Annotated in this window: 12 protein-coding genes; 5 read left to right on the top strand and 7 right to left on the bottom strand. The window is 37.8% G+C overall.

What is annotated here, in order from left to right; genetic code table 11:
* Nucleotides 1-49: 49 nt before the first annotated feature.
* Nucleotides 50-3,409, bottom strand: a complete 3,360-nt coding sequence (locus tag FHG85_RS10035) for a T9SS-dependent choice-of-anchor J family protein (RefSeq protein WP_173075465.1) — start codon at nucleotides 3,407-3,409, stop codon at nucleotides 50-52.
* A 145-nt stretch (nucleotides 3,410-3,554) separates the two neighbouring features.
* Between FHG85_RS10035 and FHG85_RS10040 the strand changes: the two genes are divergently transcribed.
* Complete coding sequence (locus FHG85_RS10040) at nucleotides 3,555-5,765, top strand: tetratricopeptide repeat-containing sensor histidine kinase (RefSeq protein WP_173075467.1); 2,211 nt, start codon at nucleotides 3,555-3,557, stop codon at nucleotides 5,763-5,765.
* Entirely contained in the window at nucleotides 5,746-6,414 is a 669-nt protein-coding gene (locus FHG85_RS10045; protein ID WP_173075469.1) for a response regulator transcription factor, read from the top strand. Before FHG85_RS10040 ends, FHG85_RS10045 begins: the two co-directional genes overlap by 20 nt.
* 464 nt (nucleotides 6,415-6,878) lie before the next feature.
* Here FHG85_RS10045 and FHG85_RS10050 read toward each other — a convergent pair whose 3' ends face one another.
* Nucleotides 6,879-7,475 (bottom strand): hypothetical protein, encoded by a 597-nt coding sequence (locus FHG85_RS10050; RefSeq protein ID WP_173075471.1) that lies wholly within the window; start codon nucleotides 7,473-7,475, stop codon nucleotides 6,879-6,881.
* Between the two features lie 54 nt (nucleotides 7,476-7,529).
* Here FHG85_RS10050 and FHG85_RS10055 point away from each other — a divergent pair, with 54 nt between their 5' ends.
* Entirely contained in the window at nucleotides 7,530-8,198 is a 669-nt protein-coding gene (locus tag FHG85_RS10055) for a Crp/Fnr family transcriptional regulator (RefSeq protein WP_173075473.1), read from the top strand.
* On the opposite strand, the gene FHG85_RS10060 is transcribed toward FHG85_RS10055, so the two are convergent.
* Nucleotides 8,195-9,184 carry a glycosyltransferase gene (locus tag FHG85_RS10060; RefSeq protein WP_173075475.1) on the bottom strand — a complete coding sequence of 330 codons (990 nt, stop codon included), beginning with the start codon at nucleotides 9,182-9,184 and terminating at the stop codon, nucleotides 8,195-8,197. The genes FHG85_RS10055 and FHG85_RS10060 overlap by 4 nt on opposite strands.
* A 201-nt stretch (nucleotides 9,185-9,385) precedes the next feature.
* On the opposite strand from FHG85_RS10060, the gene FHG85_RS10065 reads away from it, so the two are divergent.
* Both FHG85_RS10065 and rpe read left to right on the top strand, forming a co-directional pair.
* Nucleotides 9,386-10,249, top strand: a complete 864-nt coding sequence (locus tag FHG85_RS10065; RefSeq protein ID WP_173075478.1) for a sigma-70 family RNA polymerase sigma factor — start codon at nucleotides 9,386-9,388, stop codon at nucleotides 10,247-10,249.
* A 68-nt stretch (nucleotides 10,250-10,317) separates the two neighbouring features.
* Nucleotides 10,318-10,968 carry a ribulose-phosphate 3-epimerase gene (gene rpe, locus FHG85_RS10070; protein ID WP_220429274.1) on the top strand — a complete coding sequence of 217 codons (651 nt, stop codon included), beginning with the start codon at nucleotides 10,318-10,320 and terminating at the stop codon, nucleotides 10,966-10,968.
* Between the two features lie 6 nt (nucleotides 10,969-10,974).
* On the opposite strand, the gene aroF is transcribed toward rpe, so the two are convergent.
* Genes aroF through FHG85_RS10090 form a run of 4 tightly spaced genes read right to left on the bottom strand, consistent with a single transcriptional unit; the run spans nucleotide 10,975 to nucleotide 14,581 of the window.
* A complete protein-coding gene (gene aroF / locus FHG85_RS10075; protein ID WP_220429197.1) occupies nucleotides 10,975-11,994 on the bottom strand; it encodes a 3-deoxy-7-phosphoheptulonate synthase in 1,020 nt (339 codons plus the stop codon).
* Between the two features lie 2 nt (nucleotides 11,995-11,996).
* On the bottom strand, nucleotides 11,997-12,773 hold the full coding sequence (gene trpA, locus FHG85_RS10080; protein ID WP_173075482.1) for a tryptophan synthase subunit alpha: 777 nt from the start codon (nucleotides 12,771-12,773) through the stop codon (nucleotides 11,997-11,999).
* Complete coding sequence (gene trpB, locus FHG85_RS10085; protein ID WP_173075484.1) at nucleotides 12,766-13,962, bottom strand: tryptophan synthase subunit beta; 1,197 nt, start codon at nucleotides 13,960-13,962, stop codon at nucleotides 12,766-12,768. The genes trpA and trpB overlap by 8 nt, the downstream gene beginning before the upstream one ends.
* On the bottom strand, nucleotides 13,946-14,581 hold the full coding sequence (locus FHG85_RS10090) for a phosphoribosylanthranilate isomerase (RefSeq protein ID WP_173075486.1): 636 nt from the start codon (nucleotides 14,579-14,581) through the stop codon (nucleotides 13,946-13,948). Before FHG85_RS10090 ends, trpB begins: the two co-directional genes overlap by 17 nt.
* Between the last annotated feature and the right edge of the window lie 3 nt (nucleotides 14,582-14,584).

The raw sequence follows: 14,584 nt of genomic DNA on the forward strand, positions 1-14,584 counted from the left end.
AAGAAAATACCATGGGGGTATTCCCCCATGGTATAGCATTAAACCTAACCTACCTTTTTACAAACCTAGCAGTGTAAACCTTATCGTCTTGCTCTAGTTTAAGGATGTAATACCCAGCCCTTAAATCACTTACGTCAACCAAACCATTATTAACCGTTACGTCTTTAATTACCTTGCCGGTAATATCAAACACTTTTGCTTTAAATGATTGTGATGAAGTTGTTGTATTACATCTAATGTTGAGAATATTGGTAGCAGGATTTGGGAAAAGTTCAACCTCTTCAGCAAATACGTTATCAACGCCTTGAGGTTGCCTTTCAGTTACTGTTACATTATCAAGAACTAAAACATACTGATTAGGATCGGAGAAAGCATGCATACCAAAATGGAAAGTAGAAGTTTTTGAAGGAACAAATGTGGCCGTCACCTTAACCCAAGTTTCCTCCTGGTCGACATTTGCAGCAACAAGGCTATCGGTCATTGCTTCAATAGTTTTATCCTCACCAACCCAAACAGAGATTTTCTCATTATAAACCAGGCCAGTTGTGAAATCCATCATTGTATGAATGTAAAACTCAATTTTATACTCATAACCTTCCTTCATGGACATTGGAGGGGTAAATAGCCATTCGTCTTTTGGGTTTGTTATATGAAATGGCACGTGCATTGCACCAAAAGAGTTATCCTGAGTAAACCCCTGAACGGCAGGAGGATGATTTACCACATCCCAAGAGATTCTATCGTTATTTGCATCAATTATTGTCCATCCGAGTGGTTTATCGAGCTGTCCATTATAATTAATAGTTTTATCAAAAGTTTCGGTAAACGGGAATTCTTCTACTAAAGGATTAGGCATGGTTTTAAAAGTCCATATATCTGGATTTTGGCACTCACCATATTCATTTAAAGAAACAACCTTCCAGTAGTAAGTGGTATTAAACTCAAACTTGTCTGCTGGAACGAAATAAGTAATTTCAGATTTGCTTAGCTCAATACCATTAAGCACCTCATTGCAAGCAGTTGTAGTTCCAAGGTACAATTTATATCCATTAGTATTAGATGAACCAGCAGCCCACGATAAGGTTAATCCATTATAAACATCAACGCTATCGGACTCATCGGCAGGCTTACCAATTACAGCTGGCTCTGGAGGTCCTAAAGTATTTGGCTCCCATGCAATATCATCAATTCTTATAGTTGGATAAGGGAATGGAGTCTTTGGTGACCAACCACCAAACATAAAGCCAATATATGGTTGGGTAGTACTCGACTTAAAGGTAACGCTATACTCAGTATAATCTTCTGAAAGTTCAATTGTTTTTTTAGGAATAAAAGTTTCAGGATCTTCAGGATCGGTGAGCACACCTACAACTAGTTCTAAAGTGTAATCTGATGCTCCTTTTCGTGCATAGAAGGTCAACTTATTTAAATCATAACCAATAACTCCAGGGCTAACCAAAATAACTTTATCTAAGGTGTCTGAACTATTTATTCTTACCATCTTCAACGAGTTTGGCATGGAGTAAACATCAGAATAAGAGCTTGTAACAAATATATTCTGCACAATATCGTTTGATTTTGACGATAAGATAGTACTCCAACCAGATGGAATTTCTTTGTTAGCGTCGAAATTTTGGAAGAACTTATTTACAGGTTCAATTGCAACCCCATGGCACTGAACTGTAGCATTGCCCGAGGCACCATTAACACTAAATATCAAGTTATTATCAAACTCACCAATCTCTGTTGGTTTAAAATAGATTAAAGCGGTATCCTGTTCACCAGGTAGAATTGTTGTATTAATATCGCAATAGAAAGGCCCATCGGAAGTTGCACCATTAATTACAAGATTGCCTGTGCCATCGTTACGTATTATCAGACGTCTGGTTCTTCTTCCAGCAGGAACAATCGTATCAAAGTCAAGTTTGTCTACTTGTAGAGAAATTACAGCATCGGTAGGTATAGCTTCAACCTTAATATTATCAATAAAGAAAGGCCGAGCCCCCATGCTGTTCAAACACTTATATCGCCATCTGAAATAAACATTATTACCCTGAATGTTATTCAAATCAACACTGTTATAAACGTATTCATTAGAACTACTCTCAAAACAAAGGGTATCAAGGGCAGTCCAAGATTTCTTTCCATCTACAGATACCTCAAGGAAAGTACTATCCTTGCCAGAAACTTTTTCCTTAACTTCATAATCGTTTTTCCACCAGAAGCTAACCCTCATATTACTAGGCAAGTTAAACCTAGGGGTCATCAAATAGTACTCCCCAGTTGCATAAGCACTAACATAAGCAGAAAAACGCCCCTTATATACATTTTTGTTACTTTTCATGCAGTACCAATAGTTGGTCCACTCCCAGTCAGATGAATCTGGATAATTATTGTTAATAACTGCAGAAAGGGTATCAGGAGAATCAGGATCTATTGTACTAACCCAATAATCTTCAAAATCTTGCAGATAAGGAAAATCAGAAATAATGTTTTGAGTAGTAAAGTTGTAAACACTGGATTCTACCTGTGAGGTTGCATTTTTAGCAACAACTTTCCAATAGTACTTGGTTTTAGGGCTAAGCAATTCTGTTAAGGTATAGGTATAGTCTCCAGCGTCTGTTACAGGCTGATCTGATGCGATTTTATCAAGGTTATCAGGATCTGTGCCTAGGTAAAGGTCGTAGGTAGTAGTATTTGCCCCGAGGGTAAACTTAAAATGAGTATCTAAATCAACTTTAATAGCCGCAGGTTGTGGTTCAAGCAGGTTTGGCACAACAGGTTCTCCATTAGAGTCGTAGTAGAACCTTGCATTAACTCTTGTACCACTGGGATAAGGTTCATATCCGCTATCTTGGGGTACTGCGCCATCGGCGCCACGCAGTTTAACCTGTCGTAAGCCATTGGTAGTACTTGCAAATTTCAGATTATGATTTTCCGAACCGCTACTATTCTCCCAATGAATAGCCAAATTACTTACCCCGTCGTATTCAAAAGGAGTTTGAAAAGTAATAACATGCCAGCCGAGTTCGCCATAATGCAGGGTCCCTTCCCAAACGAGTGTGTACCCGTTGTAGTTAGGGTCCTCATAGGTCATGCTTGGCCATTCATCCCTGTCGGCAGGGATATGCTTAATCCAAAGCTTTTGATTAGGCAAATCAAAGTCGGCATTCCATTGAGTTAAATCGGCATTGGTATTATTAAACGCAATAGCCTTAATGGTTTTAGCACCACCGAGCTCCTCTGATGTAAAAATGATAGAGGTATATGAAAAGTTCCAACTTGTGTAACATGGCTGATTGGTTTGAACATTACCATCGCCAATCTCCACAAAAGTCAATTGTGCCCCCACATCTAAAGAGAAGCACAACACCATGAATAAAAAACTCAATTTGTAAAAAAGTTTCATAGACTTTAGTTTTAGATTATTAAATTTTTAACCCTAGCAAATCTATTGGTTAAAAATCGGCGCATCAATGAGGGGATTCCCTCATTTTTAATTATCCCCTTAATATTTTTTTATATTTGTGAGTTTTAGAAATTAAGCATATCAAATGACTAGAATTCAGAGACACCTATTCATACTATCCCTATTACTACTTTTTGGATTGGCACAAGTCAGAGCAGCCAATCAGGATGACAACCCGAAACGTGAAATAATTGAGATTAGTCGACTAATCTCAATGTCGGATTCATTAATAATAAAATCACCCAAACAAAGTCTGGCATTAGCAAAGGAAGCCTTAAAAAGGAGCAAAAAGATTAATCAAGCACAGCTAGTTTGTCACTCATACCTCAATATAGGTATTGCACTCCGTTTTTTAGGCATGAACCAGCAAGCGCTTGACACGCTTTACAAGGCCATACCCATTTTAAATAAGATAGACGACACCAAACTAATTGCAAAAGTATTAAACGCAATTGGTGTTGTACATTACCAGCTAGGTCATGATACATTATCAATTGAAGCTTACAATAAATCGTTAGAACTTAGCCATAAAATTGAGGATATAAGATCCATTGCCGACATTCTTAATAACATGGGAGTGCTATACATGAGGATAGGAGATTATCCAAGAGCAATTGATGCATACATGAAGTGCCTGTACTACGACAAGTTGCTAAAAAACACTAGCGGTATTATTTCTAGCCTCAACAACATAGGGATGATTTATCAGAACATGAATGAATACCCCAAAGCCCTCTCCTATTACAAAAAAGCTATCAAGCTGGCAAGAGACAACAGCGAAGAAGCCCTTATGGGATCAATCCTGAATAATTTAAGCCTGTCTTACTACTACACTAACAAGCTCGACAGCTGCATTCATTATGCAAAACTTTCCAATAAATATTTCAGTGGTGCTGGCCAAAACAATCAAATGCAGGTAAACTATACAAATTTAGGACTTGCCTACGAAAGCAAAAACATGCTGGATTCGGCCCTCTTCTACTTTCATAAAGCTCATATCCTCTCACTAAACCAGAACAACCCGTATCTAATTTTCAACTCATATATAAACCTAAGTAACATATACATTAAGCTTGGCAAAACACAAGACGCGTTTGCGGCAATTAAAAACAGCCAGAACTACCTTTCATCCCTAAACGACAACTCTTTAAAAAGCAAGTTATTTTTAACCTATGCTAACCTATACTCATCTACAGGCAATTACAAAAAAGCCACCCAGTACCTTTACAACCTCATATCATTTCAAGATAGTCTTATAAGACTAGAGAAACTAGACAAACTAAACAAGGTAGTTTCTGAATACGAATCAGAAAGAAAGAAGCAACAAATAGCCCTTCTGAGCCTTGACAAAAAATTTGACGAAATCAAGTTAAAAGAGACCCGATTTAAACTCTACCTAGTAGTTGGGATTAGCGCATTCGTTCTTTTGTTGCTTTCAATAATTCTGGCATTATACATCTCGCTAAAGAGAAAGAACAGAATTTTATCTGAGCGGAAACAACTAATTGAAAAGCAAAACAAGATACTTGAGCAAAACAACCATGAATTAAATACACTAAACCGATTACTATCGGAATCGCAACAGGAGCTTTATACATCAAATAAAACAAAAGATACACTCCTAGGCATTTTAGGTCACGATCTAAAAAGCCCTATCCAACAGCTAAGCATATTACTTGACAACATAGACATTAAGAACCCCAACAAAAACACCAGTGAACTTTTCCAGCAGGTAGCAATATCAATTAAATCGCTAACAATGCTAATCAACAACCTTTTAACATGGGCACAATATCAGCACGATAAACTTAAACTTTCGCCCGAGGTAGTTGATGTAGGTGAGCTAATCAATTTTAACATTGAACTTTTCAAAAACCACCTAACACAAAAGGGTATTTCAATTATTTCAGAAATCGATGATAACCTTACTGTTGAAACTGATAAGAACATGCTTGATTTCATCATTCGGAACCTATTAAACAACAGCATTAAATTTTCCTACACAAACAGTATCGTTAATATTGATGGCTACAACCTTGCAACATGCATAGAAATTAAGATCCAAGATCACGGCATTGGAATGACAGAAAACGAAATCAAAAGCCTACATAAAGGGCTGATAACAAGAAGAAAAGGCACTACAAATGAAAAAGGAACCGGGTTAGGGCTAAAGATGTGCTTTATATTTGCAAAGCTCATGGGAGCAGAAATTAAAGTGGAAAGCCAGCCAAATCAAGGTAGCACATTTACAATACGAATACCAAACAAAACAAGCAATGAAAATTCTAATAGTTGATGATCATCCAATTTTCAGATTGGGCATAATAAGCGCCTTTGGTAACAGTTCTAACTATACTTATTTTGAAGCATCAACTGTAAAACAGGCCCAAGAAATTCTTTTTACCAATCGGGTCGACATAGCTCTGCTTGACATAGACCTGCCTGATGGAACTGGCATTATACTGGCAAAATATATTTGTAAAAACCAACCTTCGTGTAAAATAGTATTTATTACCGCTCATACCAACAATAATAGCATATCCGAAATCCTTGATATTGAATACGATGGCTTTTTACTAAAAGAGAATGTAGCAACAGAACTTAAAGCATGTATAGAAAAAATCAAAGGCGACGAAAAATACTTAAGCCCTGAATTTGAAGCATTTCTAAAAGAGAAACACAGCACGTTAAGCAGAATCAAAGAGGTAAAAAGCAAAATCAGCAGGTTAACCAAAAAGGAGAAACATGTACTTGCAATGATTGCTCAAGGGAAAAGTACTCCACAAATAGCCGAAGAGTTATTTAATAGTATTAAAACCATTGAGAACCATAGAACCAATATTTGCAACAAGTTAGAAATCAGCGGTTCAAATAACCTCATAATTTTTGCACTTGAAAATAGAGAATTAATAGATGAGGAACTTCCGAAGCAACTGGATGAGTGACAACCAAGAAAAGATCATTCTTTTCTGAGGTTTCATTAACATTTATTCAGTAACAGGAAATCTTTGTAAAGCCAACAAAAACCACAAACAATTTATTTGGGGGCTCATGGCAAAAATGCAACATTCAACTTATAGACTAATGCCTTTAAAACCATTTCTATCACTACAAAAAATACTTTTTTCGCTATTCAATTTTACATACTTTTTCCAACGAACATGGCATTAAAAAATAAAGACGGAACCGAATGTGCGGCTCCGTCTTTACACCCTAACTAACCTAAATCAACTAAACCTAACCAACTATTAACCCTAAAACCTATACTATAAAGTTTACTTTTATAACGCAAAAATAGCTGGTTAGTTTCATAAAATTTTCATCAAAAATGATGATTTAAAACATCATTTTTAGAATACCTATAAACACTGACTATCAAGCGTGTATGTTTTAAAACAGTAGAATTTTTTTAACCACAATTAACGTTTAAAATCGACACCATTCTACTAATAGCTGAATGAGGTTTTAATTGTCCTAAAGGTGATAATCCAACAATATCGCGAGCTAAATTCACGAGTTGCAAATCAAACTTTTCTTCATCAAACCCAATTAAACTCCGAATGGTTATTGCAACTTTTAAAGTGTTAGGCCTACATCTAACGGTATTTGATGAATAACGACCAGGATGAATATGAACAAAGTATTCCGGTTTATTACCTAGTTTTAACACCCATGTTGAATCGTCGCTAAGTTTTACGCATTTATAATTTGTTTTAGGAAATCCTAGCCAACTTTTGTATTCACTAAAGTTATTCACCTTTTCATTTGCTAAAATAGATATTACCTCATTTGCAATTTGAATTACAGTAAGGGTGCCAATATAAAAATCAATTAATGTACCACCTATGCTAGCAAATACACTTTTTAGATAGTCAAGATTATTTTGTTTATGTAGTTCATAAATCAAAGAACAAACATGCTCACGATGGTGTTTTATAGGATTAAAAGTTACGGGGCGTATAGCATCGTTAATAGAAAAACTCTCAATTTGATATTTATCAGGCATGAATTAAGCAAAATTAGAACTTGATTGTTTTTCTTTGAAACAAATTACAAAAAAATGAACAAAGTAATATCTCGCTCGCCAATTTTTAAGGGACTAACAGAAGAAGAGGTGGCTGACATTCTAAAAGAAACCCCACATAGCATACGATCATACAGAAAGGGTCAAACCATAGCCCAAAGAACAGAAGAGGTAAAAAACCTTAGTATAATAATTGAAGGAAGCGTAAAAGGCGAAATGGTAGATTTTTCAGGGAAAATTCTTAAGATAGAGGAGATGTTTGCACCAAAACCTATTGCTCATGCCTTTTTGTTTGGAGAAAATAACAAATTCCCTGTTGATGTTATAGCCTTAGAAGATTGCAAACTTTTACATATACCTAAAATTGAATTTCTGAATTTGATGCAAAAAAACTCAAAAGTTCTTACCAACTATCTCAACACCATATCGAACAGGGCACAGTTTTTATCGAACAAGCTCTGGTTTCTATCCTTTAAAACCATCAAAGAAAAAATTGCGCACTACCTTTTAAATCTGTCTAAAAGCGAAACTCGAACAACAATAATTCTACCTAAATCGCACCAAGAACTTGCTGAGTTTTTCGGAGTAACGCGACCATCACTAGCCAGAGTTCTCTCTGAACTTCAGGATGGTGGAATTATCCATGTAAATCGAAGAGAGGTGACAATTATCGACAAAAAGAAACTACTTGAACTTATTAACTAGCGATAAAAATTTTTAACAAATGCCCCCTGAGGTTTTGTTCCATGAACCATCCAAAGCCAAAGAGCATAGATAAACCCTAATCCATAACCATAAAGCTGAACCCATGCAGCCACCACTCCTAACAGGCCAACCACAAAACCATTACCTTTTACCAATGAGTCAACAAACAGCATCAGGGAATATAGAATAGGAAGTACAAATAAAATAGGGAAAAAGAAAGAAGCAACTAAAATAGCAGACATAGCAACCACAAAACCCGATGGCAATAAATGAACCAATTTTAATGCTCCTTTATGGTTAATTGCCAGATTAATTCTTGCCATACCCGAATTAAAAACTTGTTTGAAAAACTTTCGGAAATCGGTTCTGCGCTTATGATATACAAATGCCGCAGGGAAAAGTCTGCTTTTGTACCCCTTCTCAAAGAGTCTTAAGCTCAAATCGACATCTTCACCAAATCGCATGTTTGAAAACCCATTTACAGCCCTAAACGCATCAAAGCTAACCCCCATGTTAAAACTTCTAGGTGTAAATCGTTCCAGTTTTAGCTTCCCCCCACGAATTCCCCCTGTTGTGAAGAATGATGTCATTGAATATCCAATTGCCTTTTGAATGCTAGTAAATGAATGATGGGTGGCATCGGGACCGCCAAAAAAATCGACATAATTACTTGTTAACTCATCATTTACTAGTTCGAAATAACTATTTGGCACAATACAATCTGAATCCAGAAAAATCAGATACTCCCCATTCGCCTTTTCTGCACCAAAATTCCTAGCTAACCCTGGCCCACCGTTTTTTTTGTAGAAATATCGAACATTTAACTTATCGCTGTATTTATCAACAACATCCCTACAAGGCAAACTTGAACCATCCTCAACTACAATAACCTCAAAATCGTTATAAGTTTGTTCTATTAAACTTTTTAATAACTCATCCACCTCATCGGGACGATTAAAAACTGGAATAATAACAGAAAAACGCATAATATATAATTAACTTTATGCTACTAAAATACTACTTTAATCTCACACATTAACCACTCAAAACAAATCATTCATCTAAAAAAAAATATTATTAGACAACAAAAACCATAAAATGTTTAATTTCGTATAAAAAAAAACAAAGAAAAAAGAACATTTTTTAAATTTTGTTAATATATTCACTGCTGAAAAACATTCTTTGGCATGAGGCAACTGAAGATAATAAAACAGGTAACAAACCGTGAAGCAGTATCGCTGGATAAATACCTTCACGAGATAGGCAAGGTTGATTTGCTCACCGCCGAAGAGGAAGTTACTCTTGCCCGTAAAATAAAAGAAGGCGACCAGGAAGCATTAGAGAAGTTAGTAAAGGCAAACCTCCGATTTGTAGTTTCTGTTGCCAAGCAATATCAGAATCAAGGATTGAGTCTCCCTGACTTAATCAACGAAGGCAATCTTGGCTTAATTAAAGCTGCACAACGCTTTGATGAGACAAGAGGCTTTAAGTTTATATCATATGCTGTTTGGTGGATTAGACAATCCATACTGCAAGCCCTTGCCGAACAGGCACGAATAGTAAAATTGCCACTCAACAAGATTGGTTCTATAAACAAGGTAAACAGGGCACTAGCCGAGTTAGAGCAACGCTTTGAAAGGGAGCCAACCATTGATGAACTATCCGAAATGCTAAACCTTGCACCAGATGATGTTAAGGAAGCCCTTAAGGGCAACAACCGTCATTTATCAATGGATGCCCCAATTACTCAAGATGAAGAAGGCAGCATGTACGATGTACTTCTTTCTCCCGACTCTCCTATGCCCGACAAGGGGCTACTTAACGAGAGTCTACGCAAAGAGATTGAACGAGCATTATCGACACTTTCGCCTCGCGAAGCAAATATTATCAGGTTGTACTTTGGGTTAAATGGGAAGCATCCACTCACCCTAGAGGAGATTGGCGAAGAGTTTGACCTAACCCGCGAACGAGTTCGGCAAATTAAAGAAAAAGCGCTCAAGCGCTTAAAGCAAACAACACGAAGTAAAATACTCAAAAGCTACTTAGGATAGCCAATAACTTAACGGCCCACAGGGTCGTTTTTTTATTTTTAGCTACTTTTGCAGAAAACAAAACAATGATGACACGTTTAGTAGCCCCATCAATGCTTTCGGCTGATTTCGCAAACCTTTCGTGCGATATTGAAATGGTAAATAAGAGCCAAGCCGACTGGTTTCATCTTGACATTATGGACGGCGTTTTTGTTCCTAACATATCATTTGGCTTCCCGATTGTTGAGCGCGTAAAATCATTGGCTACTAAACCACTAGATGTCCACCTGATGATAGTTGACCCCGACCGATACCTTGAACGATTCCGCGATGCCGGAGCCGACTGGCTAACTGTTCATTACGAAGCCTGCCCTCATTTAAACCGCACCCTATCGCAAATCAAAGCGCTAGGCATGAAAGCAGGAGTTTCGGTAAACCCACATACTCCGGTTGAAAACCTAATAGATATATTGGAATATGCCGATATGGTCTTAATCATGTCGGTGAATCCCGGATTTGGCGGACAAAGTTTTATTTCTAATAGTATCAGTAGGATTGAACGGTTAAGAAAACTAATCGATTCAAAAGGGTTATCAACCCTGATTGAGGTCGATGGAGGAGTTGGTCCGGGCAATGCCAAGCAGCTGTATGAAGCCGGTGCAAATGTTCTTGTTGCTGGCAGCGCTGTATTTAAAACCGACAATCCATTTGATGCTATAGAAAGGATTAAAAATGCCTGATTTTACTTAAGAGAAGAGTGATTTTCGGAAATTATAGGTTTTCCTCATCCTTCTTACAGAATCGGCAAACTCATTGAACGATAAGGTTTGAAAGCCATCGGACAACGCTTTCTCTGGAGTTGAATGAATTTCGAGCATTATACCATCGGCGTTGGCCATAATTGCGGCCATTGCCATAACCTCAACGTACTGTCTAACTCCAACGCCATGCGAGGGGTCGCAAAAGACTGGGAGGTGACTCTTTTCCTTTAGGTATGGTATTGCATTTAGGTCAAGGGTGTTCCTAAAGGTCTTGTCAAAACCACGAACGCCCCTTTCACAAAGGATAACATCCTCATTACCGCCAGAAAACACATATTCGGCAGACGAAAGGAGCTCATCCAATGTTGCCGACAGCCCCCTCTTAAGCAATACTGGTTTATCTACTTTTCCTAAAGCATCGAGCAGGTCAAAATTTTGCATATTCCTTGCACCAACCTGGAAAACATCAACATAATCATACATTTTTTCAATTTGAGAGTTATCCATCACCTCAGTTACCACCTTAATATTGTTATCTCTGCAGTGTTTTGAAAAAAACTTTAGGCCATCAATTCCTAAACCTCGGAAAGAGTATGGTGAACTTCGAGGTTTAAAAACTCCCCCACGCATAAACCTCACTCCCTTCTGCTTAAGCAAGGTAACTGTTTCAACCACTTGCTCTTCAGATTCAACAGAGCACGGGCCAGCAACAATTGTTAATTCGTCCCTTGAAATGGTAAGGCCATCGGGAAACTCTATTACCGTATCTTGAGTTCGCCACATTCGTGACACCAAAACATACGAGTCGTCGATAAAATGAACATCCTTAATACCAGGCAAATTGCCTAGCTTCCGAATGTCATAATCGTCGTTTCCCATACAAACCGCATAGGAATTACGATTTGTTTCAATATATCTATACTTGAACCCCTCTAGCTTTATTTTTTCAAGCAGAAAGGTTTTATCATCCATATCGCAATCAAACTGAAGCAGAAATGCACTCATATCTATCTATTTTTCAACTTATTAACAAAACACAACACTCTCTCACAAAGGTTACCATCATATTCCGAGATACTTTTAAGAAATGCAGTACCAACTATGGCACCTTTGGCGTATTTACAAGCTAGCTCATAGGCATCCCTACTATTAATGCCAAATCCCACCAATACATCATTTTTAAGACGAAGTGACTGCAACTCTTTTAGATAAGCAACATCGATATTACTCCTAGAATTATCGCCCCCAGTTGTTGATGAATTACTAACCGCGTAGATAAATCCTTCGGCCAAGTCGTCTATCTGCTTCACACGGGAAGCTGGCGTTGTTGGCGTAACCATCAGAATATGGGGAATTTCATATTTTTTGGAGAAAGGCAGATAGTTCTTCTGTAATTCGACCAATGGGATATCGGGAATAATTACACCGCTTACGCCAACCTGCTTACAATGCTTATAAAAGTTTTCAATCCCAAAATGATAAACCGAGTTAAGATACCCCATTAAAATTACTGGGACATTAAGTGCGGGTATAATCTCCTTAAGCTGATTAAAAATCAGTTTTAGAGTCATTCCATTATTTATTGCTACTTTGCTTGTATGCTGAATGGTAGCACCATCAGCCAATGGGTCAGAGAATGGGATTCCAACCTCAACTAAATGTACTCCTGATTTCTCAAGCGCAGGAAGAATTTCGTACAATGAATTTACTTTAGGATAGCCAGCAGTAACAAAAACTGATAGCACTTTATCATGTGTCTCAAGTTGTTTTTTTATGCTATTCATTTTTATTGTCGTTTTCAAAGTAAAGTTTGTATGTATCTAAATCCTTATCACCACGCCCCGACAGGTTAACAACAACTATATCAGTGTTCTTAAACTTTAACTTGTCAAGAGCAGCAATGGCATGTGCCGATTCCAATGCAGGAATAATACCTTCAAGCCTGGTAAGCAAAAGTGCAGCCTGAATGGCCTCTTCGTCATAAACAGAGACATACTTAGCCAGCTGACTTTTATTTAAATATGCATGTAGTGGGCCAATACCAGGATAATCGAGACCTGCTGAAACAGAATGAGCCTCAATAATCTGACCATCATTATTTTGGAGTAGATAAGTTTTGCAACCATGAATAATTCCCACCTTGCCCTTTAATATTGAAGCTGCGGTTTTAGAAGCATCATCCATTGTTCCTCCCGCCTCAACACCAATAAGGTTAACGCTGGGATTATCAATAAAATGGAAGAAAGCGCCAGCGGCATTGCTTCCCCCGCCCACACAGGCAATAACATAATTAGGGAACATCGTTTTTTCTTTTTGATTCAGTTGGTTACGAATTTCTTCGCTAATTACCGACTGTAATCGAGCAACGATATCGGGATAGGGGTGCGGACCAATAGTGGAGCCAATAAGGTAATGAGTTTCAGCCGGGTTATTAATCCAGTAACGGATAGCATCATTAGTTGCATCTTTAAGGGTTTGGCTACCAGAGCGCACCTCTATTATCTCTGCGCCAAGCATTCTCATTCGAAGAATATTGGGCTTCTGCCTAATGGCATCTTTTGCCCCCATAAAAACAGTGCACTTCAATCCCATTAACGCACATGCAGTAGCTGTGGCTACACCATGCTGACCTGCTCCAGTTTCTGCAATAATTCTCTTTTTACCCAATCGTTTTGCAAGCAGGATTTGACCAAGCACATTATTTAGCTTATGGGCTCCAGTATGGCACAAATCCTCACGTTTAAGATAAATTTTAGCCCCATATCGTTTTGACAGATTTTGTGCAAAGAATAAAGGAGTTGGTCGGCCAACATAATCGTGCAATAATTCATTAAACTCATTTTTAAAACTATCGGAGTTCAAAATAGCTTCGTAGTTGTCGGTAAGCTCAGCAATATTAGCCCAAAGAAGCTCGGGGATAAATGCACCTCCAAACTCGCCATAATACCCGTTCTCATCAGGAAATTTTGTCATAGCTCCTTATTTTATCAATGAATGATCTTAGACTATCAATATTTTTAAGCCCTGGTCTTACCTCAAATCTGCTATTGAGGTCAAGACCCAAAAACATTGGGATTTGGTCTAAATAGGATAGCCCGGCAAAGTCGGGTCCTATTCCACCACCAACCAGAAATGGCATATTGCAATGATATTCGGAAAGAATTGATTGGTTAAACCGACAACCATTGCCACCTGCTTTTCGCCCTTTGGCATCAAACAGAATATACTCACAAACCTGCCGATATTCTGCAATATTTGCAGGCAAAACATCCGAAACCCTGAACGCTTTAATGGGCTTTGCGAACGATGACAACTCCGCACAATACTCTACCGTTTCGTCACCATGAAGCTGCACGTATTCAAAACCAAATTCAGCGACTAGCTCTTTCACTGCTTCTATAGGTTGGTTAACTGTAACTGCCACTCGGCTAATACCTTTAGGAAGCAAATCGAATCTTATTTTATGAACACAATCCGAAATATCGCGAGGTGAGCCGTTATGAAATATAAAGCCGAGAAAATCAGGTTTTAGCTCAGCAAGTTGAGCCATGTCATCGTTAGGTGTAATTCCACAAATCTTTATCTTAACCATAAC

The sequence above is a fragment of the Tenuifilum thalassicum genome, assembly GCF_013265555.1.
Classification (GTDB): domain Bacteria; phylum Bacteroidota; class Bacteroidia; order Bacteroidales; family Tenuifilaceae; genus Tenuifilum; species Tenuifilum thalassicum.